Origin of the sequence: Cyanobium sp. T1G-Tous, from assembly GCF_024345455.1 — a bacterium.
Lineage (GTDB): Bacteria > Cyanobacteriota > Cyanobacteriia > PCC-6307 > Cyanobiaceae > Cyanobium_A.
This window is the reverse complement of the sequence record NZ_JAGQBD010000022.1, coordinates 18,201-39,223: the sequence shown is the minus strand read 5'-3', so window position 1 is coordinate 39,223 and position 21,023 is coordinate 18,201. Positions and strand designations below refer to the sequence as shown.

At 64.8% G+C, this 21,023-nt stretch carries 25 protein-coding genes; 14 read left to right on the top strand and 11 right to left on the bottom strand.

The features are described 5' to 3' along the window. The first annotated feature begins 116 nt into the window (after positions 1-116). Together KBY75_RS12100 and KBY75_RS12095 are read left to right on the top strand one after the other, a co-directional pair. On the top strand, positions 117-335 hold the full coding sequence (locus tag KBY75_RS12100; protein WP_255024069.1) for a hypothetical protein: 219 nt from the start codon (positions 117-119) through the stop codon (positions 333-335). Positions 336-479: 144 nt separating this feature from the next. Further along, the gene (locus KBY75_RS12095; RefSeq protein WP_254937119.1) at positions 480-815 is read left to right on the top strand and encodes a hypothetical protein; all 336 of its coding nucleotides are present in this window, start codon (positions 480-482) and stop codon (positions 813-815) included. Between the two features lie 58 nt (positions 816-873). On the opposite strand, the gene KBY75_RS12090 is transcribed toward KBY75_RS12095, so the two are convergent. The 6 genes from KBY75_RS12090 to KBY75_RS12065 all read right to left on the bottom strand — a co-directional run bounded on the left by KBY75_RS12090 (position 874) and on the right by KBY75_RS12065 (position 5,789). Beyond that, positions 874-1,062, bottom strand: a complete 189-nt coding sequence (locus KBY75_RS12090) for a hypothetical protein (protein WP_254937118.1) — start codon at positions 1,060-1,062, stop codon at positions 874-876. 128 nt (positions 1,063-1,190) lie between these two features. After that, on the bottom strand, positions 1,191-1,478 hold the full coding sequence (locus KBY75_RS12085; RefSeq protein WP_254937117.1) for a hypothetical protein: 288 nt from the start codon (positions 1,476-1,478) through the stop codon (positions 1,191-1,193). A 20-nt stretch (positions 1,479-1,498) separates the two neighbouring features. Then, positions 1,499-2,452: a hypothetical protein gene (locus KBY75_RS12080; RefSeq protein ID WP_254937116.1), complete on the bottom strand. Its 954-nt coding sequence runs from the start codon at positions 2,450-2,452 to the stop codon at positions 1,499-1,501. Positions 2,453-2,521: 69 nt separating this feature from the next. After that, positions 2,522-3,691 (bottom strand): LysM domain-containing protein, encoded by a 1,170-nt coding sequence (locus KBY75_RS12075; RefSeq protein ID WP_255024068.1) that lies wholly within the window; start codon positions 3,689-3,691, stop codon positions 2,522-2,524. Between the two features lie 3 nt (positions 3,692-3,694). Beyond that, positions 3,695-4,192 carry a hypothetical protein gene (locus tag KBY75_RS12070; protein WP_255024067.1) on the bottom strand — a complete coding sequence of 166 codons (498 nt, stop codon included), beginning with the start codon at positions 4,190-4,192 and terminating at the stop codon, positions 3,695-3,697. A 16-nt stretch (positions 4,193-4,208) separates the two neighbouring features. Further along, positions 4,209-5,789 (bottom strand): DUF4055 domain-containing protein, encoded by a 1,581-nt coding sequence (locus tag KBY75_RS12065; RefSeq protein WP_255024066.1) that lies wholly within the window; start codon positions 5,787-5,789, stop codon positions 4,209-4,211. A 312-nt stretch (positions 5,790-6,101) separates the two neighbouring features. Between KBY75_RS12065 and KBY75_RS12060 the strand changes: the two genes are divergently transcribed. Next, complete coding sequence (locus KBY75_RS12060; RefSeq protein WP_255024065.1) at positions 6,102-6,989, top strand: hypothetical protein; 888 nt, start codon at positions 6,102-6,104, stop codon at positions 6,987-6,989. Positions 6,990-7,049: 60 nt separating this feature from the next. Here KBY75_RS12060 and KBY75_RS12055 read toward each other — a convergent pair whose 3' ends face one another. The 5 genes from KBY75_RS12055 to KBY75_RS12035 all read right to left on the bottom strand — a co-directional run bounded on the left by KBY75_RS12055 (position 7,050) and on the right by KBY75_RS12035 (position 13,350). After that, positions 7,050-7,751 carry a sigma factor gene (locus tag KBY75_RS12055; RefSeq protein WP_255024064.1) on the bottom strand — a complete coding sequence of 234 codons (702 nt, stop codon included), beginning with the start codon at positions 7,749-7,751 and terminating at the stop codon, positions 7,050-7,052. After that, positions 7,748-9,394: a terminase gene (locus tag KBY75_RS12050; protein WP_255024063.1), complete on the bottom strand. Its 1,647-nt coding sequence runs from the start codon at positions 9,392-9,394 to the stop codon at positions 7,748-7,750. The genes KBY75_RS12055 and KBY75_RS12050 overlap by 4 nt, the downstream gene beginning before the upstream one ends. Next, on the bottom strand, positions 9,391-9,909 hold the full coding sequence (locus tag KBY75_RS12045) for a hypothetical protein (RefSeq protein WP_255024062.1): 519 nt from the start codon (positions 9,907-9,909) through the stop codon (positions 9,391-9,393). The genes KBY75_RS12050 and KBY75_RS12045 overlap by 4 nt, the downstream gene beginning before the upstream one ends. Positions 9,910-10,453: 544 nt before the next feature. Then, the gene (locus KBY75_RS12040; RefSeq protein WP_255024061.1) at positions 10,454-13,150 is read right to left on the bottom strand and encodes a primase-helicase zinc-binding domain-containing protein; all 2,697 of its coding nucleotides are present in this window, start codon (positions 13,148-13,150) and stop codon (positions 10,454-10,456) included. Beyond that, the gene (locus tag KBY75_RS12035; protein ID WP_255024060.1) at positions 13,150-13,350 is read right to left on the bottom strand and encodes a hypothetical protein; all 201 of its coding nucleotides are present in this window, start codon (positions 13,348-13,350) and stop codon (positions 13,150-13,152) included. Before KBY75_RS12035 ends, KBY75_RS12040 begins: the two co-directional genes overlap by 1 nt. An 81-nt stretch (positions 13,351-13,431) precedes the next feature. On the opposite strand from KBY75_RS12035, the gene KBY75_RS12030 reads away from it, so the two are divergent. The 11 genes from KBY75_RS12030 (at position 13,432) to KBY75_RS11980 (ending at position 20,878) form a co-directional block, all read left to right on the top strand. Then, the gene (locus tag KBY75_RS12030) at positions 13,432-14,826 is read left to right on the top strand and encodes a DEAD/DEAH box helicase (protein WP_255024059.1); all 1,395 of its coding nucleotides are present in this window, start codon (positions 13,432-13,434) and stop codon (positions 14,824-14,826) included. Continuing rightward, the gene (locus tag KBY75_RS12025) at positions 14,823-15,167 is read left to right on the top strand and encodes a VRR-NUC domain-containing protein (protein ID WP_255024058.1); all 345 of its coding nucleotides are present in this window, start codon (positions 14,823-14,825) and stop codon (positions 15,165-15,167) included. Before KBY75_RS12030 ends, KBY75_RS12025 begins: the two co-directional genes overlap by 4 nt. A 151-nt stretch (positions 15,168-15,318) precedes the next feature. After that, on the top strand, positions 15,319-16,002 hold the full coding sequence (locus KBY75_RS12020) for a hypothetical protein (protein ID WP_255024057.1): 684 nt from the start codon (positions 15,319-15,321) through the stop codon (positions 16,000-16,002). A gap of 183 nt (positions 16,003-16,185) precedes the next feature. Continuing rightward, positions 16,186-16,482, top strand: a complete 297-nt coding sequence (locus KBY75_RS12015) for a hypothetical protein (protein WP_255024056.1) — start codon at positions 16,186-16,188, stop codon at positions 16,480-16,482. Then, entirely contained in the window at positions 16,479-17,327 is an 849-nt protein-coding gene (locus KBY75_RS12010) for a PD-(D/E)XK nuclease-like domain-containing protein (protein ID WP_255024055.1), read from the top strand. The genes KBY75_RS12015 and KBY75_RS12010 overlap by 4 nt, the downstream gene beginning before the upstream one ends. Next, complete coding sequence (locus KBY75_RS12005) at positions 17,327-18,634, top strand: recombinase RecT (RefSeq protein ID WP_255024054.1); 1,308 nt, start codon at positions 17,327-17,329, stop codon at positions 18,632-18,634. Before KBY75_RS12010 ends, KBY75_RS12005 begins: the two co-directional genes overlap by 1 nt. Then, the gene (locus tag KBY75_RS12000; RefSeq protein ID WP_254930849.1) at positions 18,631-18,876 is read left to right on the top strand and encodes a hypothetical protein; all 246 of its coding nucleotides are present in this window, start codon (positions 18,631-18,633) and stop codon (positions 18,874-18,876) included. Before KBY75_RS12005 ends, KBY75_RS12000 begins: the two co-directional genes overlap by 4 nt. Then, entirely contained in the window at positions 18,873-19,409 is a 537-nt protein-coding gene (ssb, locus tag KBY75_RS11995) for a single-stranded DNA-binding protein (RefSeq protein WP_254937100.1), read from the top strand. Before KBY75_RS12000 ends, ssb begins: the two co-directional genes overlap by 4 nt. Next, positions 19,409-19,684, top strand: coding sequence for a hypothetical protein (locus tag KBY75_RS11990; RefSeq protein ID WP_255024053.1), 276 nt, complete (start codon positions 19,409-19,411; stop codon positions 19,682-19,684). The genes ssb and KBY75_RS11990 overlap by 1 nt, the downstream gene beginning before the upstream one ends. Then, positions 19,681-20,490 (top strand): BRO family protein, encoded by an 810-nt coding sequence (locus KBY75_RS11985; protein ID WP_255024052.1) that lies wholly within the window; start codon positions 19,681-19,683, stop codon positions 20,488-20,490. Before KBY75_RS11990 ends, KBY75_RS11985 begins: the two co-directional genes overlap by 4 nt. A gap of 103 nt (positions 20,491-20,593) precedes the next feature. After that, positions 20,594-20,878: a hypothetical protein gene (locus tag KBY75_RS11980; protein WP_255016880.1), complete on the top strand. Its 285-nt coding sequence runs from the start codon at positions 20,594-20,596 to the stop codon at positions 20,876-20,878. Positions 20,879-21,023: the final 145 nt, after the last annotated feature.

Sequence of the window (21,023 nt, the reverse complement as noted above, 5' to 3'; positions counted from 1 at the left end):
GCAGCATGCCCCTGCGGCTCGCACTAGCAAGGGCTGACGCAAGGCTCGCTGCTCTCGCCCCTGGCTAGTGCTCACCTTTGGGGCGCTTGGTCGGTGTTCTCCGCACCACCCCAGCCATGGCCACTCCCCAAGGCCCCGTCTGTGAAGTCCGCCTGCTTGTGGTTCACCGCTATGCGCCCGGCGTTCAGAAGCTCGGCTCCACTCCCTGTGAGGTCGAGTTCTTTGGCCGCCGCGGTAAGCCCGTCAAAAAGATGCGGCTGATCCCCGCTGAGAAGGCCTTTGCCTTTGCCCGCAAGCTGCAGGGCACCCCCGGCTGCACCGTCTCGGTCTGCTGAGCCCTTGGGGCTCAGGCCCGGCTGCCGCTTGGTGGCCGGGCCTTTCAGGTCGCCACGGGCTGAGGCGGTCAACATGGGCATCAGAAAGGCCTCTTGCGCTCTCGGCCGTGATGGCTCACCGCACACCCCACGACACAGCACTAAATGGCTGAGTGCATCCGCTACGTCTGCAACCACTGCTCCAAGGACGTGCAGTCCTGGTCCGATGGCAACCCCTACTTCATCAACGCAAGCGGGCGCAAGGAATACGCCTACCACCCCAACCATGAGGGGCTGGCCCGCTGCATTGGCAACGACTCGCCCCATCTCTGCCTCCAATGCGGCCATGGGTTCCGGGTTGATTCCCGTGCCCCCATCACCTGCTGCCCAGAGTGCGGAGCAGCAACCATCAGATCCACCTTTGAGCTGGAGGGGATGCAGTGTCCGTTTTGCAAGGAGGGCGCGTTCGTGCTGGATCTGGGCTTCCGGTGCCTCTCATAGACACAACCCTTGGCAGTGGCCGCCACCGCTGCCCCAGAGCAGGCAGCCGCTTCGGTTTTTAGCTGTCCTGGACAGGCTGGTGATGCATCAGGTATCTGGCGGTCACAAACCGCGACCGCTGACCGGCCCGGCTGAGGCTGTAATTGGCGCGAGCGATTTCCTCCTCCGTCGCGCGGGTTTTGTAAAGCGCTGAGCCGGTATCCCGATGGAGGAGCACGTAGTCGCTGGCCTCTGGGGCGGTGGACATGGGTATGACGGGGCAGCGGTAGGACGCGCTGGGCCGCAGCAAAGCGGAGCAGCGCTGCCGGTGCCAGTGCCGTTCGCGGCTGTTACAGATCGGCTTGCTGCACGACGTCCTGCTGATCGCTGGCTGGCTCAGCCATGGGCACCCAACCAGCGCCGATAACGGCTGCGCTGCCGCCGGGCCCTGGCCTTGGAGCGAGCAGAGCCGAACTGGGGGCTGCTGCCATCACGGCGACGGCGCACCCAGGTCCCTTTTCTGATCAAGCCAGCGTCTTGGGCGTTGGCGCGGCGTGCGGCAACGATCGTGCCGTAACCCTGCTTTTGTTTGGCGCGGGCACGGGAGCGGGCCTGGCTGGCGCTGGCGGCTGGCACCACGGTTGATGTGGAGCGGTTACGCCAGAACACCAGATACCAGGCCATAGCTCTATGGGCGGGTGTGATCAGCGCCGTGGTGCAGCCGCCCTGGGCGTGGTGCCCTTGACGGCCTCTAGATACAGCTCGGCGGTGCTCAGGGTCTGCAGGTTTGGGGCGGCGCTGTGGTCATGGCCCGCCTCTGCGACCGTGCCCGCATACAGGCCACTGCGCTGCTGGAACAGGAAGCTGAATACCGGGTGACGGCGCAGCTCCTCCATGTAGTCGCCATCGCACAGCGCCACGCCATCGGCGGTGAGGGGTTGGCCCTTGCCATCCACAGGCAGCAGCCGCTCACGGCCGTCCACATCCCCCAGCTGGAAGTGGCCACCGCACAGCGTCACGAAGGTGTCAAAGAAGGTGCCCCGTTCATCGCCGCCGACCCGGCCCTCAGCTTCTGAGAACAGGCGCTCCAGCAAGCGCTCCTTGCGCAGGTTCTGCACCTGGGAGCGGGCCTCGTCCCGTTCTTTTTCAACGCTGCGCACGCGGCGGATGTTGGCCTCATTAAGCTGGCGTTCACGGTCGCCTACCTGGCGTTCGAACTCTTCTCGCTTGCGCTCAGCGTCCTGCAGGCGGGCGTATTCATCGGGGTTGATCTCAGAGAAGCGCGACAGCTGGGCGCGGGCCTTGCGCAGCTCTTTTTCGAGCTGGTTGCTGCGGCGACGTTCGGCGCGCAACGGTTCAGCACTGCTTGTGGTGGCAGCAGGGGGGTCATCGTTGTCGCTGCTGCCGCTGACACCTGGGTCTTGGGGCAGGGAGAGGTCGAAGGTGTCGTCGCCCTCGGCAGAATCCAGGCCAGCGTCAGCGGCGCCGTCGCTGTCGAGAAGGTCGGGGTCAGTAGCAGGTGGAGCAGAGCCAGCGGGGCCCTGGTTGGGCTGCTGCTGCTGTTGGCGGTAGATCTGCCATCGAGCAGTAGGGGCCAAAGGCGCTGGAGCGGTGCCGCTGCTGGTGCGGCTGAAGTCAGAGAAGAAGGAAGAGGACATCACCCATCACGGCTGTGGTGTTGCGGGCGCCCCGTCCGGGCTGCGCTCGCTTTCCCTGTTGCCAGCTCTTCAAAAGCCCTGCTCAGGCAGCTCATCCAGCACAGCTGCAGAGCGCCTCGCCGGCAGGTAGATCCACTCTCCAGCTGGCAGCTGGGTGGAGGGCAAATAACCCGGCACCAGCAGCTGCAGTCCCGTGGGAATGGGCGTAGTTGAGCGATAGACGGGCAGCAGCAGGGTCGTGCCGATGGGCAACGGTTCCTCGCTGGGCCAGCTGCTCAGCTCAGGGTTGAACTCGCGCAGCAGAGAAAGAGTGAGGTTCTGCTCGCTCGCCACGCTGCTCAAGGTTTCACCCTCGCTGGTGTCATACGGCTCGCTTTGCTGCAGCACCGGGTTGAGGCTGCGCAACTTGGCTTCTGTGGTGCCATGGCGACCGGCCAGCACCGCCAACGAATCACCCTCAACTGCGGTGATCGTTTGGGTGCTTTCCAGCTGCGGGTTGCTTCGCCGCAAGGTGGCCACGGTGGTGCCGTAGCGCTCGGCGATCAGGTTCAAGGTGTCGCCATCACGCAGCACCAGCACGCTGTGGGGCCTAAGCACCAGCTGAATCGCTTCCCCCAGCAGCGGCTGCACCAGCAGGCCGATGCCACCGGGGCCGTAGTCCGCCCCGAAGTGCTGCACCAGGCAGCCGGCGAACTGGGCACGACCACCGGAGGGCAGCCCGCCATCGGACCGCAGCTGAGCCAGATCCCCAAGCCACATCACCCCCTGACAGGGGGCCTGCACCGTGCCCAGCAGCGCTGGGTCCCAGGGCAGCGGTGCCTCGTCGCGGAATCCGGGGGTAGCCCAATCGAGTTCGGCCGCCAGCCAGTCAAAGGTGTTGCTGGTGCTCACCGGCAGGATCGCCGCACGGCAGAGGTAGCCCTGCAGCAGCACATCCCCCGGGTCGGTGAGGGCGGTGTCGTTGTAGCCGCCCACGATGCCGGCTTGCTCGAGAAAGCAGTCGATCACATGACGGCGGATGGGGATGGGGTTACGGCTCTCGGGCCGGTCGACCTCAAATAGGCAGAGGCGGGCATTGGCGTAGGGCTGCAAGGCCAGCCATAGAGGCGCAGCAAGGGGCTGAGCCACCCGGCTGTCGGTCGCTGGTGAGGCCGCTGGCAAGCCCACCAGCTGGCCCCACTGCCCTGCGGCCCGAACAGGGTTAAGGCCCTGGTTCAGCGGCGAGATGAGCTGCTCCATCGCTCAGCCCCGCACCAGTGATCCCTGGAAGGGATCGGTTTGGCATTGGCGCCAGTTCTGCAGCCGCGGCAGCAGCAGCGCCAGCTGGCCGATGTGCTGGCTCCTGTGCCGGTTCAGCACCACAGCTGGTGATGGGCCAGCAGGGTTCCACTCGCTTTCGGTTTCTTCCAGCAGCAGCTCGGTGGCGTATTCGACCACCGCCAACTTGCTCAAGGGCAGCGGGTTGGGCACGACGCCACCGGCGACGCCTTTGCGCTTGCTGCGCACCGGGTTGTTCACCTCCGCCGGGGTTAAGGAGGCCAGCTGCTGATCCAGACCCGCGATGACATCGAGGTGGCGCTGGGCGGTACATACCCCCGTGGGGTAGTGGGTCTGCAGCAGGGCCATCTCCCGGTTCAGGGCTGAGAGAGAGGGTGAGCTGACAGGAATCGAGAGGGCGATGCGCAGGGCTTCTGTGTCGCCTGGTCGCCAGGTGCAGGGGGGCGGGGAGGACTTGGTCATGCCCTCCCTTGCCAGCTCAGCTGGCCCCAGTGATCTCACCCAGCCCCAGCTGCTGACGCAGCTCCACCCCATCGATCACCCCCCGCTCATGCAGCACCAGCCACTCCTGCACTGAGGGCTGGGGTTTACGCGGCGGCTGGGGGGGCACCAGCGGGCAGATCTCCACGCTGCAGGCCGGCGTGTCGGACAGCTTTTCGCCGGTGAGACGGGTCCACTGGCGCAGCAGGGTGCTGAGCATCGAGCTCTTCTGGCCCGCCAACGACTGCAGCACGGCAAAGCTCTGGCCGGCCGTGAGCGAAACCTCCAGCTCGGTGCGGGCTGGCCCGTGGCCGCCGGCAGGGATCAGGGCGTCGCGGCGCATGGCTTCTTCCAGCTGCTGCAGGTAAGCCCGGTGCTCAGCCAGCGAGCGGGCCTCTATTTCGACCCACTGAAACTTGGCTCCCTCCGGCAGGTCCATAAAGGAGGAGGTGGAGAGCACCAGGCGCTGGGGGCGCTGGGCATCTGTTCCGGCTCCTTGCGGAGATCCCAGAGCGCCATCACTGCGTCGGAAGCCGTAGGCATCCACCAAGCCCGTGCGTACGCCCACTGGCAAAGCCGTACGTGACAACAGATCCTCGTAATCGCTGCGGCAGCGGTAGTGGTTGAGGTACTGGTGCGCCAGGCCCAGGTGAGGCAGATCGCCCTCGCCAAAGGCGCTGCCATCCACCGAGTACCAAAGGGCTGGCAGGTCAAAACGCTGGGGCAGCAGCGAAGGCTCGCCTACCGGCACCACGTCGTAGCCATCCACGGCGCCGGGGTTGGGGTTCGCCTGCCAGCTGCGTAGCACCAGGCCGTCATCAGTGACCGACAGGCTGCGGTACAGCCAGGCTTGCGGATCAGGCAGCAGACCGCCGTGAGCATCGATCACCACCGTGGGCACGGCCGCATTGCCTATGGCGTAACGGGGCGGCAGGGCCTGCCGGCGTGGCTCCCGCCAGACGATCTCCACCGGCCCCGACACTGGGGCGTCTGTGGCGCCATCGGTGGGCAGGCGCCAGTTGAGCAGGTCTCCCCTGGGTACTAGCTGCAGCCGCGGCAGGGAGAGCCGGTCGCCCTTAGCGAGGGCTTCCAGCCGGTCGCCTTCTGATGGCCAGCGGTGCTGGGGCGGCAGCTGCAGGATCAGGCAGCCGCCATCGCGCAGGGTGAGCAGGTCGGCCAGGAACAGGAACACGCCCAGATCTGTGCCCTGGCCGTCCACATCGGTGGCCACCCGGGTGAGGGAATCGGGGAGCTCCTGCCAGGCCAACCGCGACAGCATCCCCGCATAGGTGCGTAGAGCATCGCGGTAGAAGCCGGTGGGCCGAGCTGCCTCCAGGCGCTTGAGATAGCAGGTCTCGGGTTCCTCGATGCCGCGGGGGAGATAGAACGGCCGACGGCTGGTGCCGTCGGGGAGTTCGAGCAGGGTCCAGCAGTCGTAGACCAACTGCAGGCGATCCCTCAGGCCGGAGAGGGTGGGGTGTTCCAGCCAGGGGGGCTGGCTAGGTGCTTGGGACTGTGTCTCTGGCGGGGAGAAGGGGCTATTGGTGGTGCTTGTCCTGCGGCGGCGGGTGGTGGGCACGGGCTGCTGGTGGGGTCAGGGCCATTGCCAGAGAAAGCAATGAACCTCTGAACAGTCCTTGCACAATCCGCATGGATTGGCCTAGGGCCCTAGCGCATGCAGTTCTTCCAGGTCCGGGGAGCCTGGTTTCTTATGTGGGTCCGCAGAAGAACCGAGCGTGATGAGCTTCCTGCCTAAGATTGCTGGCTACGCAGAGGGCTTGGGCTTCAACGCGGAATTACTTTAGGTTCTTATGCGGACCACGAGGAGCCTCGTTATCACTGATCGAGGGGCTCCGCCCATATAGCGTCACCCGAAAGAAGAAATCAGGAAATGAAAAGCTACTCTGTGACCATTGAAAAAGACGAAGAAGGCTACTTGGGCAGGGAATGTCCTGAATGTGAGAAATACTTCAAGATTAAGCCAGGGACTGGTGTCCCGGATTTCTCTGATTGCTACTGTCCCTATTGCCGTCATTTAGGCCCTCAAGATCACTTTTGGACAAAGCAACAGATTGAGTATGCGCAGTCGGTTGCAATCAATAAGGTCTCTGGCGATCTTCTGGATATGATGAAGAAAATGGAGGCCAAGCCAAAAAGGAATCAATTCATTTCTATTGGCATATCTGTAAAAGGAAAACCAACCCCAATTGCCTACTACTCGGAATTGGAGTTGGAAGAAAAGATCGAGTGTAAGAACTGCGCTCTGCAATATGCTATTTACGGTGCTTTCGGATACTGTCCGGATTGTGCGGAGCACAATTCTCAACAGATAGTGGAGGGCAACTTCGGCCTAGTTCTCAAGATACTTGATTTGGCAAAAAGCGCATCGCCAGAAGTAAATAGTAAGCTGATTGAAAACGGATTAGAGGACTGTATATCGGCATTCGACGGGTTTGCCCGTGAGCGTTGCTCTGAAGAATATCCGAAACTTTCATTCCAGAATATCGTTGTCGCCAAGGAAAAATTAGATAAATTTGGCATAGACATTGTAGATGGCCTCAGTGGTTCCGAGTGGGATTTCGTTGTAGCACAGTTTCAAAAGCGCCACCTACTTGCTCATAAAATGGGCGTGGTTGACGAAGAGTACATAAAGAAAACTGGATGCCATCCAGCACAACTGGGCAAGAAGGTTTTGATTACCGAGGTCGACGTTATGTCACTAATTAGTCATTTAAAGGTTATTGTCGCGAACCTTTCAAAACATATTCAACGCAGCTAACAATCGCGTGAATTCGGGTGCCGGAAAGCTCCGCGTTCCGTCGCCGGTTACGCGAGGCATTCACTCAACAGGAAAAGCAACCACCCGAACTGAGCAGGCATCAACAATCTGAATCCACTGGTCGCGGCTGATCCCTAATCGCTCAAGCATCTCGCCGACGCCTACTCCTGAAGTAAGCAATCGCTGCCCCCGCGCATGCAGCTCCCGCCACGTCGGCGGCACCTTCAGCAGGAAGCCATTGTCCCGCAGAAAGTGCGTGATCTCCCCATTGGCGTACGTGCGGCCATAGGGCCGAAATGGGCCCCGTGAAGGGTCGTAGCGGCGCGCTGCCTTGATCAGCCCAATCATCGCCAGCTGCAGCAAGTCCTCCTTGGGGTGGACAGTGCGCCGAGCGAAGTTGCCGGCGATCTTCTCCGCCAAGTCCATATGCTCCAGCGCCAGGGCATCGGCAGCGGCATGGGGCCGGACTGGCCGCTGTCGCTGTGGCCTGCAGCGCGACGGCGGCTGACACTTGGGCCTCGGCGGGTGATGCACCGGTGCCTGCAAGTTGATCTCCAGCTGCTCTGCCCGGGCATGGCACGCCGGGTGGAGATAACGCCGTTGCTTGAGCATTTGCGCTGCACCTGCGGCATCGCCCACCAGCACAACCGTGATAGGGAGCACCAGCTGCACAGCAGCCGGAGTCAGCACCGCAGGGAGTGGGCTCTCCATCACCGATGGCGTGGAACATTCCCGCACCGCGGACACCAGCGGGATGCTCACCGGCTCACCAGCAGTGGCGTCACCACCGGCTGGATGCCCTGGGCTTTCCAGTAGCGACCCTCCAGCCAGAGGGCGCCGTGGCAGAAGGCATCCACCAAGTCCTTACTGCCCTTGGGGAAGCGGATCGCTTCCTCTACCAGCGGTTGGGCGCGGTGGTGAAAGCGAATCTGACCGGCCTCCACCAGGGGGGCAACGGCATGGGCGCGGGTTTCCTTGCTGCCTCTCGCAGTGATTGGCAGCATCCCCGGCACCTTGCGCCTGAGGGTCTGGAGCACCGCTGGGCCGTTGGCGGCGTCTTCAATCAGCACGGCATGGGGGCGCAGGCCCTGCTGCTCCAGTGCCTCCAGGCAACCCAGCAGGAAGCGGATCACCTCCGGCAGGCCAAAGCGGTGCCGGGCGGCCCAAAGCACCTCCATCTCCAAGGCGGTGCTCTGAGGCGGTCCCTCGTGTTCGCCTGTTCGCGGGCTAAGCGATCTCGGTGGTGGTGCCAGTAGCCCCGCCAGGCAGAAGCCGCAGTAGTCGCTTTCTGCCTCCCCCTTGAAGGACAGATCACAAGAGAGGGCCAGCAGGGCGTATTGCCGCTGGCGGCCAGCGTTAGCTCCTGCCTCCTCGCGTGGGAAGGGCGGTCTGATCCAGTTGCGCAGGAAGATTGACCCAGACGCTGGGCTGGGCCGCTGCTGGTACAGCGCCGCCCACCAGTAAGCGCCAAGGCGGGCACGGATTTTGACTAGCTCGCTCAGCGGGAAGCGCTCCGGACAGAGAGCCTCACCCGGTTGGCGCCAGTCGGGTATCAAGGTGCAGGTGGGCGGCAGCTTGGGGCGCTCAGCAGGCTCTTCTGCAACAGCGGGTAGGTCCAGCACGGTCCACTGCTGCGGCGCCTCGCCGAGCTCCTGCTCGTACAGCCAGCCGATCACGTCTTGGTGGTCCCAGCGGGTGAGCACCACCACCTGGGCCGAGAGGTTTGGCTGCTCCCTGCCGTCTGGTCCAAGCACCATGGCCGGCTCGGCGCGGGTGAGCCAGACCGAACGCAGCCAGTCGATCAGCTTCTGCCGCAGCGCCGGGCTGGCGGCATCACCAGGTCCCTTGTAGGGGTCATCGATGATCCCCAGGCTGTAGCCCTTGCCTGTGAAGGGGCCATCCACCCCAGCAGCGATGCAGCCACCACGCTGACGGGTGAGCCAGTTACCCACCGCCGCCGAGTCGCGGGCCAGCAGATGACCGGTCACCCGGTAGAAGTGGCGCGCTTCTCGGGAGTGGGCGTAGGCCAGTTCCGCCGAGTACGACGCAATCGCCGCAAACAGGTGCGGGTAGCGCTGCAGGAAGTAGGCAGGAAACAGCTTGGAAACCAGGAGACTTTTTCCAAGCCGGGGAGGACAGGTGACGATCAGGCGGCTGAGCTGGCCATCTGCCACCTGCTGGAGCAGCTCGATCAGCACCTCAGCCCAGTGGTGGAAGCCGTAGCGGGGATAGGCCTCGGCAATGAAGCTGCGCAGGCTCTGGGGTTCCGATGGCTCGGCTGTGGTGGTTGTGGGGAGGTGCAACAGGCCGGCATCACCCCAGGGGTCCAGCTCGTTCAGCAGCAGGCCGCTGCTAGCTGCAGCAGGGCGCTGCACAAGTGCCGTACTCGAAGGAGCGGCCGTCATCCCCTCAGCTCCGGTGACTTGATGGGGCCCCGCAGGATGCCGCCGATCTCAGCAATCACCCGGAAGGCACCTACCGCCGCAGAGAACTGCTCGGCATCCATCGCCCGGCGGGCGCAGTCGTAGAGGGCGTAGATGTGCTGGGCCTGATGTTCGAGGCGGTTGCTGATCAGGTCTTCCACCATCCGCTGGCGAGCCGCATCTAGATAGGAGCGGACCGTGCGGGTGTTGGTGACCCCCCAGCTGGCTCCTGCGTTTTCGTAGATCCGCAGCAGGGGCATGCGCTGGGCAATCCACAGCTGCGCCTCGGCGATGCGCCGCTCCACCTCCATCGCCGTGGGCCTGGGCGCCACCTTGCCGCGACGGCGGAGGCGGGGTGGATTGCCCTTCCCGACTGGCCTAGAGGGATCGACGCCGGCTGAGGGGGCGAGGGCCCGGCCATCGGCGTCCTGATCCAGCGGGGCAGCGCGCAGGGCCTCGATGACCTCGTCGACAGGTGGCGCTTGCTGAAAAGACATCAGCCAGACATCCAGAGCCGCAGGGACCCAGCTGGGGAGTACGCAGGCGCCATGGCTGGAATTTGTTTCAGCGAAAGCATAAATGCTTTATCCACGCTCGCATATCCGCAGGCCTGATCACCGCCCTGGCCGCAGGTCAGCTTTGTAGTGGCTGGTCCCGGAACGGCTGGAACGGCGCTGGAACGGCCCGCGTTCCGGCCAGATCGGTTGCCAGAGCAGCGTTCCCACGGTGGTGGAACAAATGGAACACTCAATACAGATATAGATATAGATAGAGGTCTAAAGCTGCATACCAATTGGTGGGGCTATTGGGTTACCGATCGGGCCGATCCCTTGCCGAGGCTTAGCTGCCTATTTATCTAGGGGGATGTCCTTGCTGAGCGTTCCACCCGTTCCAACCGTTCCACCCATTGCAGCGCAATGGATCTGGGCGTTTGGGGGGCGGAACGCCGCGTTCCACCTAGATCCAGGTCACCGCGAAGCAACCGGCCCTCATCTCCGGCCAGAACGGTTGCGCTGCAGTGGATCTGTGCTGCCGAGCTGTTCAGAGGCTATTGATGGGGATGGCGCAGGCTCTGGCCTTGGAGCCGGCCCCCTTGAAGCGCACCGAGTTCGTGGTGGGCTGCGCTCCCGGCAATCTGGAAAGGATCGTGCTCCAGCTGGAGGCCCACGGGGTGCCGTCGAGGATGCGGGCGATCGCCTCGGCGGTGTTGCTCACCAGCATGTGGTCCTCCTGGATGCGTATGCCATGGCGCGAGAGGATCTCCTCGGCATAGCGAGCGCTCACAGGATCAAGACCGCCGGGGGTGACAACCGTCTCGACTAGCTCGCCGACGTTGCGTGTATGGATCCGGTCCTCGGTTTCCACCCGAAGTTCGAATTGCAGGATGCGATTGAGACAGCGCCGTTCATCGGGCAGGCCGATGCTCTGCTGAAAGGTGCTCCAGTCACTACCAGCGATCAGGGCCTGGGCCTGAGCAGCTGTCGGGACTTCACTGGACTGCAGGGCCCAGGCGCCAGCTAGCAGCGTGCCGTACTGATCCCCCTGATGCTGGGAGCCGAAGTGGGCCGCCGCAACTCGGGAGAACACCCGCACTGCCTGGCGGATCATCGGGAGCAGCACCACGGTTCGGGCGATCAGGCGCCGGCCGGCGCCGGCAGTGATCTGCTCCTCCAGGTCACGGTCGAGCTCCTCCCAGTGGCGCTGCCGTGCCGGTGGCTGGAGGTGATCCGGGGCCCGCAGGGTGAGCTGGGAAAAGCGTCGTCTATCGGCGCCCTGCCTGAGGGCAGTTGAAACGCTGCTGAGCAGGAACATCGAGCGAACCCGAAACCGCTGCACCTCCCCTGCGGCGGAACCCTTGCCGATCGAAGCCCGTGTCTCGCTGGAGGCGTAGCGGGCCAGGGCAAGGATCTGCTGGATGCGCTGCTGATCGGCTTTCTCGTTGCTCTCGGCCTCGTCGATCACAACCGGCAGGGCATCGGAGCGCAGGGCCTGGCGGATGAAGGCCTCTGTTGTGTTGCCCACCACCGGCAGGGCGAAATCCCCCAGCAACACCCCGACAAAGCGCTCCAGCAAGGTCGACTTGCCCGAGCCTGCAGCAGCTGTAAGCCAGAGGTGAGGGCGCCAGCTAAGCGCCCCGGAGATCGGCGCCAGGGCCACCCAACCTGCAAGCAGCAGGGAGGACGCCGGGATATCCCAGTGAAACCGCTCGGCGATCGAGAGCACCATGAACGCTTCCTGATCGCTCAAGGGAGTGGCATCGCCGGGCCCGTGGATGGCCGCGCCGCGCTGGTAGTGAAAGCGTGAGCAGAAGGGTTGGGTGATGGGCTGACTGCGGCCATCGACAACGAGCCGGTCACCGAGGTGGAGCACCGATTGCCCTGCATCGGCCCAGGCGCCGCGACCGCGCAGGCAGTCCAGATCAAAGATCCCAACGGCGGCCTGCTGCGTAAACAGATCAGAAGCAGCAGCGGTCCAGTTGACCCCCGTCTTGGAGGGGAAGAGGGTCTCCCAATAGGCGATCGGCGCCAGGCGACAGAGATTCATGCCGCCGTGGGAGGAGGAGGCCAGTCGCACCACCTGACCAGTCGAGCGGGGCTGGTAGTAGTAGCCATCCCCATCGAAGCCGAGGCAGAGAAATGGCCGTTCACCTGCAGTGTGGGCTGCCCGCGGCACCGCTTTTCCACCAGGGGTGGGGCACGGAAGTACCGAAGCGGCGCTGCAGTCACCTGCGACGTGATTCATCCGCAGGTGGGCGGCCCGGGCAGCCCGCAGGATCACGCTGATGCGCTCCCCTAAAAGCCCCGGAGCGTCATCAACCGAGCCGCCCGGCGGCAGGCCGCTCCAAATCTCGCCGGCCGGCAGGTGGAGCAGCGGCAGGCCAACCTCCGCTGCGGCCTTGATCACCTGGCGGGCGCGGCGCTGGCCCTGCTCATCGTGATCAGAGAGATAGACGATGCCGGCCACACCGGCCTGCCGGAGGGCGCGGTAGCGCTCGGCGATCTGGGGGCTGCTGTGGGCGTGGCCCGGTTGGGTGGAGGCGAGGAAGCCACCGCTGATCAGCAGGTCAGCGCACTTCTCCCCTTCCAGCTCAAGCAGCCAGTGGCCGCGAGCCTGCAGCAGCGAAGACCACTGGTACATGGGCCAAGGATCTGGCCCGGCGCCGCGCTGCCAGCCCTGGTCGGTGCGGTGGTTGGCGTAGAAGACCTTGCTGCCGGATCGATCAACGCGGCTGACGCGCTGGTGGTCGGAGTAGGCGTAGGGACTGCCGGTGGGCAGCGGCGCTGCCTGCTCATCAAGCAGCGCCAGGTGGAACTCCGACACAGCTGCTGACAAGGGAGGCGGCGTGGGAGCTGCAGAAGCCAGCAGACCATCCCAGGAGACATGGGGCTCCGCTCGCTGCGCTGCGACAGGAGGGGGTAGCGCCGCGCGCGGCGGTTTTGGTTGTTCCAAGCTGAGGTGGGCCTCGAGGTGGCGGGCGGCGGTCGCAAAATCCCAGCCGGTCACGCGCAGCAGCAGGTCCATGCCGCTGCCGCCACCGCCGCTGCGCTCGCGGCCGCCGCACTGGTTGCAGTACCAGCCGCCGGGTCCGTCGTCGCGGTCCCAGCGGTAGCGATCGGTGCCGCCGCAGGCGGGGCAGGGCTGGTGCCGGTCCTGCAGCTGCTCCGGGGTAAGGCCGGCCAGCTCCGTCAGGAGCCGGGGCCAGTGGCCAGCAGCTGCGAGCAGCACATCGCTCGCCATCAGCGCAGGGAAGCCCGATAGCTGGACAGAGAGTCGCTGGAAAGGGAATCGCTGGGGGCAGGGGGCAGCCTGCGCTCGTCGCCGCGCATCACCTGCACCAGGGTGCGCCTGACGAAGGAGGCGCGGCTTTCGATGCCGTCGGCGTTGCGGTCGATCCAGGCGACGACGGGCTCAGGGAGCTGCAGCTGTACGCGCTTCATGATGACAGTGGAGTGCTACCGCAAAAGCCTAGCAACGGTTTCAGGTAGTCCTAAAGTCTGGCGAAGTGCTGTCGGCGTGCCGTGGCCATTGCCCTGCGTCCTTACCAATTGGAGGCCGTGCAGCGGGTCCGGCTTGCCTTCCTGGAGGGGCACCGCGCCGTGCTGTTTGTGCTGCCCACCGGTGGCGGCAAGACGGTGGTGTTCAGCCACATCGCCCAGCAGGCGGCAGCGCGCGGCAACCGCATCGCCGTGCTGGTGCACCGGGCCGAGTTGCTTGAGCAGGCCTCCCGCGCCCTGGCGGACCTAGGCGTGGAGCACGGCCTGATCGCTGCCGGCCGCTCGATGAACCTGCGGGCACCGGTGCAGGTGGCCTCGGTGGGGTCCCTGGCCCGGCGCTTGTCGATGCTGCCTCGCGATTTCTTCCAGCTGCTGGTGGTTGATGAGAGTCACCACGCGAGCGCCTCCACCTGGGCGAAGGCACTGGAGCACTTCAACACCGCCAAGGTGCTCGGCGTCACCGCGACACCCTGCCGCAGCGATGGCCAGCCTCTCGGCGCTTGGTTCTCCTGCATGGTGCTCGGTCCCACTCCCGCCTGGCTGAGCGACAACGGCTACCTGGCACCGGCCCGGGTCTATGCCCCACCAGTCGGCTTTTCAGCCAAGGGGCTGCGGCGCCGGATGGGCGATTTCGATCTGCGCCAGGCCGCCGGTGCCCTCGGCGGTAGCCGCATCCTGGGCGATGCGGTCAGCCATTACCAGCGCCACCTGAGCGGAAGCACGGCGATTGCCTTCTGCTGCTCGATCGCCCATGCCCAGGCGGTGGCCGAGGCCTTCACTGAACGGGGGATCAGGGCGGCCAGCATCGACGGCAGCCAGGATGTAGCCACGCGCAGGCAGCTGCTGGAGCAGCTGGGGTCCAGTGAGCTGAAGGTGCTCACCAGCTGCAGCCTGATTGGTGAGGGGGTGGATGTGCCCTCGGTGGGCGGCTGCCTGCTGCTGCGGCCCACCCAGAGCCTGGCGCTGCACCTGCAGATGATCGGCCGCTGCCTGCGCCCGCAGCCAGGGAAAACCGCGGTGATCTTGGATCACGTTGGCAACATCGAGCGGCTTGGCCACCACCTCGATGAGCAGGAGTGGAGCCTTGATGGAGTCAAGAAGCGGGAGCAGAGCAAGGCCCCGCCTGTGAAGACCTGCCCGCAGTGCTTCTGCGCCCTGGCCAGCACGCTCAGCGTTTGCCCGGAATGCGGTCATGTGTTCCGGCCGGAGCGCCAGAAGCTGATCACGGTGGAAGGTGAGCTACGGGAAATCAACCAGCAGGAGCTGCGCCGCCAACGGAAGCGGGAGCAGAGCCGAGCCCGAACCGCCACGGAGCTGGAGGCCCTAGGAACCCAGCGCGGCATGAAGAACCCCAAGGGCTGGGCACGCCATGTGATCGCCAGCCGCCAGACGCGAGGTCATTGGAGCCTGCTGGCGTGAGCGAGCAGGAGCTACAGCAACGGATTCGGCTGCAGCTGGGCTCCAGTCCAGTGCGGCTGTGGCGCAACAACGTCGGTGCTTTGCGGGATGAACGCGGCCGGCTGGTGACCTATGGGTTGTGCAAAGGCAGCAGCGACCTGATCGGCCTGCGCCAGGTGCTGATCGGCCCGGAGCACCTGGGCCAAACCATGGCCGTGTTCAGCGCCATCGAGGTGAAGGCCCCGAAGGGAAGGCTGCGGGAGGAGCAGCGCTCGTTCCTTGAGCTGGTGGAACGCTTTGGTGGCTACAGCGGCGTTGCCACGAGTGTGGAAGAAGCCGCGAGGGTGCTGAAGCTCAGCTAGTCAGGCCGGTAAGGCTTGCCTCAGCCCCCCGTAACTGTCACCGCTGATCGAGCTCATATTGCCCGTAACAGCCTGTCACGAAGCCGACCATTGGGGGTTGGTGCTTAGCAAGAAGCACGGGATACTTTAAGGGTTCCCAAACGGTAACCCTGTGCAAAGCCTGCAGGACAAGCTGGATGCGGCCCGAGTGCAGTTCGGCAAGTTCCTGCGGAACTGGCGCAAGAGCAACGACTGGTCCGTCACCACCGCCCAGGACTGGGCCAAGGCCTGCCCAGGGCTGATCCCCTGGCCGCTGCGGGTCGCCGGCGGCCAGTGGGGCAACCTGGAGAACAGCAAGGTGTTGCAGCCCCAGCCCAGCACCTTCATCCAGCTGGCGGTGCTCAACGAGTGCCTGTCGCAAGAGGAGCGGGGGGCAATCAAGGACCGGTTGCTGCGCGATCGGGTGCAGCGAGCCAGGCCAGTGCTGCATGCCGACGGCCGCCCCTGGGGCGCTGAGGACTGGTTCGCCTGCTACATCGGCAAGCTGGAGGGGCCCGCCGAACTCTGGCCATGCCAGGAGGAGATCGACGCCGAGGCTGAGACCAAGCGGCTACGCAGCCTGTTCGATCAGGCCCTGGAACTGGTCGGGCTGCGGCCGGTGTCCGCCGCGATGCAGGTGTTGCGCAAGGCGGGAGATCTGCCGATGGAGCAGGTGGTGGCGATCGAGAACGCTCTGTTTGCCGGGGAGCGGCTGGGCCCGGCCCTCGTCCCGATCGCCCGTGAGGCCGTGCATGCCTGGGTGAAGGAGGTGGCCCCGGAGCTGGAGCCCAGCGAGCCTCTAAGCAAGGCGGCTTAGCGGGCGTAGAGGATGCCAAAAAGCAGCCGTTAGCGCCGTCGCGTGCGCTACTAAAAGGCATTTATGCGGTACCGGAATACCTGACTTAAGGGTTCCCGAATGGATAACCGCAGGGGTAGCGTTGGCATCCTTCTTTGCGGAAAGGTGAATCAACGCGAACGAGCCTTTACGGCTTCCCTCTCCTTGCCCCCTGCTTCCAAGGGGTTGCAACGCTCCGATCTGGAGCACTACATCCTGATCCAGGCCTCCTTCTCCGCCGCCCTGGCCCAGTGGCAGCAGCGTTGGCGGGAGATCACGACCGACTCACTGGCGGCCCTGGCCGGCCACGGCATCGCCATCAGCTTTCGGCAGAGCATTTGCGGGAGCTACGTGGCAACGCTGCTGCACTCCGGCGGCGGCGGGATTGATTCAGGTCTCTGCCCCTCGCTGCTAGAGGCGCGGCGGATCGTCCTGGGCTATGGCCTGGAGGATGCCCCATGAGCAATTTCTCTCTGGCGGAGTATCACCGCCATCCCGCCTGGTCCCCCACGGCACTCAAGGCTGCAGTGACCGGCACGATGCGGACCTGGAGCCATCGTTTCGGGCCAAGGGCCGCGAAATTCGTTCCCTCAGCGGACATGGTCAAAGGCGATCTGGTCGATGCCCTACTTACGCCCCCCTTTCGGATTGATGAGCGCTTCGCCGCGTATCGATCAATCGCCCGCAACACCAAGATCGGCGCCGCCAACTGCGCAGAAGCGGAAGCCGCCGGACTGACGCCAGTCAGCGTCGAGATGGTTAAACAGGCCCAGCGCATCGCTGATGCCCTCCACGCCGACCCAGTGGTGGGCGAGGGACTGGCGGCCCTGGACCCTTCGCTCAGCCAGCAGCCCCACTTCTGGCAAGACGAAGCGGGCCGGCCCTGCCGCTGCCTCCCCGATGTGGTCACCAGCGACGGCCGTCTGTTTGACCTCAAGAAGACCCGCAGCGCCCTGCCGCGGAAGTTCTACTGGCAGGCCAAGGACCTGGCCTACGACTTGCAGCTAGCCCACCTGGCCCTAGGCCATGAGGACCGCCATGGGCAGCCGCCGCTCGAGACCGGTGTGATCGCCTTTGAGTGGCCTAGCGATCTGAACGCCCCGATCGACTGCAGCCTGCTCATCTTTGATGGGCAGGACCTGGGAAAAGGTCTGCAGCGGCGGGAGGAGGCTTTCCGGCGGATCGCCGAATGCCAGGCCACCGGTAGCTGGCCGAGTCACGGGCGCCAGGCGTTCCGTCCTGTCTTTCAAGATTTCAGCCTTCCCGAAACCGTAGGCATTGATTTGGATTCCATTGATCTCTTCTAATGAACGACTCCACCCTCTCCACCAGTTCAGGTCCATCACCTGCCTCAGCCCTGGCCGCAACGACAGACACCCTGCAGGTGTTCAGCGGTATCGCCGCCTTTGACGCCGCCCAGCGCATGGCCAAAGCCCTGTGCTCCTCGAGCCTTGTGCCCAAGGAGTACCAGGGGCAGCAGGGGCTGGCCAACAGCTTGATCGCCCTGGAGATCGCCGGGCGCATGCGCCTCTCACCGCTAGTGGTGATGCAGAACATGACGCCGATCCACGGGCGGCCGACCTGGAGCAGCAAGTTCCTGATCGCCACGGTGAATGCCAGCGGCCGCTTCTCGCCACTGCGCTTTGTCTTTGACGCCAAGGAGCAGCCCAGCAGTTGCTACGCGGTAGCCACCGATAAGGCCACCGGTGAGGTGCTGGAAGGGGAAACCATCACCCTGGAGCTGGCCCGCAAAGAGGGCTGGTGGAGCCGCAAGGACCGCCAGGGCAACGAGACCAGCAAGTGGCAGACGATGACCGGCCAGATGCTGCGCTACCGCGCCGCGGCCTGGTGGTCGAACGTCTATTGCCCGGAGATCGCCCTGGGCTTGATCACCCAGGAGGAGGCACTCGACATCGAGGCGGTCACGGTCCGAGAGGCTGGCGGGGCCAGCATTACTGGGACTGAAATCCAGGCGCAATCTCAAGCCGCTGGGACAGCCACGGCGCCGGAAAAACCCACCGCCCGGCGCACTGCAGCTGGCTCCCGCGCTGCCGCTGTACCCAATCTCTTACGCCATCGCGAAGACAAAATGATTCCGCCGGAAACCCAAAACAGCGCCGCTGGGCGTATCGAGTCATCCCATGGGGGAAACGCTGATACACAGCAAGAGGTGATCGACGCCGAGATTGTGGACACCAGCAGGGCTGCGCCGGAGCCGGCCACCCCAGCTGAGCACCAAGGCGAGCAGCAAGGCGGGCAGCAGGAGGCCCTATCGCTGCAGGCCAGCGAGACCCCTGCCGCAGGCACCCAGCCAGCACCGCGGAGAAGCAGGAGCCAGGCCGCTGCTGCCTCGGCTCCAAGCCCGGCTCCAGCTCAAGAGGCAGCCCCAGCTCAAGAGCCTGAATTGAATCCGGTGGAGGTGGGCCTTCGCCAGATCCCACACATCGCCACCCTGCTGGAGCTCGAGCGCGCCTACGGACGCGTCAACCAGCTGCTCAGTGCGGGCCAGATCAACGACGAGAACGCCGAGCGGCTCTGGAGCGCGATCTCCAGGCGCCGCCGGCAGCTCGAGGTCAGCGAGAGCACCCAACAGAGCACGGGGGCGGGGACATGAGCACCTCCCCCCAGAAGCCGCGGCCACTGCGCCAGCGGATCGGCAACCACAAGAAGACCATCGCCATGAACAACGACACCTTTGAGCGGGTCGATGCCTTCGCCCGCAGGCACAACATCACCTGGAGCGGAGCACTGCACGAACTGGTGCGCACCCATCCGCTTATCGGCCTGCCGTCACTGCTGGCGGTTCAGGAGCGCATCAAGGCCCGCACCGGCTCGGCGCTCGAGGTGGAAGCATGAGCATCAATCTGATCGTGCTGGTCGGCAATGCCGGCCGAGATCCGGAGCTGCGCTTCTTTGAGACCGGCAGCTGCGTCTGCGAGTTCACCCTGGCGGTGAACCGCCCGCCGCGCGACGGCCAGCCCCAGGAGCCGCTCTGGGTGAACTGCAAGGCGTGGGGCAAGACCGCCCAGGTGGCGGGGGACTACCTGCGCAAGGGCAGCAAGGTAGCGATCGTCGGGCGGCTCGAATTCGAGCAGTGGAGTGACCGCAGCAGCGGTGAGATGCGCAGCAAGACCCTGGTGGTGATCGACCGCCTGGAGTTCTGTGAGGGCAGGAGCGGTACGCAGCAGCAAGAAAAAGCCGCCGACTTAGCGGCCTTCTCCGCTGGCCAGTCCGTCAGTGGCTCGGCGTCTCAGACGGCAACCGCCGCTGCAGAGGGCTCCCGCAGTTCGAGCGCGGCGCCATGGGGCGCACCCGCTGGAGTGCCAGCACCGGCGGCACCGGCCTGGACCACCAGCGGCCCCATCAGCGACGAGGAGGTGCCCTTCTGATGAGCCAGCACAACAACGTCCGCTTCGGCGGCAGGGGAAAGAGTCCCCAACTGCCGGCCTTCTGCCGCACCCGCCAGAGAAGCGCCACCACCGTGGGGCTCAGAGCGCTGCAGCAGCTGCAGTGGTTGCTGTGGCTGCTGCTGGCGCTGCAACTGAGCACGATCCTGCTGCTGCTCTCCGGCCCGGTGCCAGCTCCCCGGAGACCGCAGGCAGGAGCACCCCTCGCCACCACTGGCGCAGCTGGCGCCACTGTCCTCTCGCCTTCTCAGCTATGAGCAGCACAACCGCTTTGGTGCCCTATCCGTTCGAGGGGCACCGCATTCGGGTCAGCACCGATGAGCACGGTGATGCCTGGTTCGTCGCCGCTGATATAGCTGGCGCCCTTGGCCAGCTTGCGATCGCCAGGGGGCTGGCCAGCCTGCGGGAGGAGGAGCAGTGCCTCTATTCCCAGGAGGGGCCAGGCAGCGAGGGCTGCACTCTGGCCCTGATCAGTGAAGGCGGCCTACTGCGCTCGCTGCTGCTGGACGACAGCCAGACGGCCTGGCGGATGCGGCGCTGGCTCACCCATGAGCTGCTGCCCGCCATCAAGCGCAACCACCAGGTCAAAGCAAGGGCCCACTTATCAGGCTCGGCTGGGGAAAAGACCCAGACCGTGCAGGCGGTGCTGCGGCTTGCCGAGGAGATCATCGAGCTCACCGGTGTCGGTTACTCCGATGCGCTCCTTGCTGCCATTGAGGACATCGAGGCCAGCACCGGCCTCCACCTGGCCCCACTGCAACAGATCCTTTGCGACACCCACTCTGCGGAATCAGCTCATCAGCCCGCTCAGCCGGTTGGTAAGCCAGTCGAAGCACGGCTGGATGCAGAGCAACTGGCCGAGCGGCTGGGCCGCACGATCAGGGATATCAACCGCCGGTTGGCGGCCTGCGGCCTGCAGGTGCGCAATGACCTTGATGACTGGCAGCTCACTGCAGTCGGCTCCGACTGGGGTATCGCCCTGCCGCGCTGCAGCCGCGGCGAGCAACGGCAGCAGATCGTCTGGGATCCAGCGGTGGTGGCGTTGCTGCAGGGGGAAGGGTGATGTCAAACAGCATTGCTCTGGTCGGCCTAGCTCACGAGGGGCAGTGCGGCCTAGTGGCCCAGAAGTCGAATGTGAATCCTCGCTGTTGCAGGAGGGGCCGGTAATGGTCTCTCCAAGAGTTCGTCACAGCCGTCCGCAGCCCCCTGCCAAGCCAATCGAACTAGCCCATACCCAGGAATGGGCTGATGCCCGATCGACGGCTCCGCTTCTCGGTGTGAGCGAGAAAACCCTGGGTCGCTGGCGCAAGGCCGGCTTGTTCCGGGCTGGGGTGCATTGGCGCCGCAAATTCCCAAGCAGCAATTCACCAGTCCTGTATCACCTAGAGCGCTGTAACGAAGCGATGAATGAAGCAACGGCCCGCACGCCCCATCTCCTCGAGAAAAACTGAGCCTTTAAGGCACGTCCACGAAAGCCCTGGTTCAGTCCGTTACTGGACCAGGGCCTTTTGTTGGAGTGGGCCAGTGACGCCCTGAGAGGGGTCCAGCAGGGCTTGTAGGGAATCAAGCCGTCAGTCCTGCTGGTTTTGCTGTGTC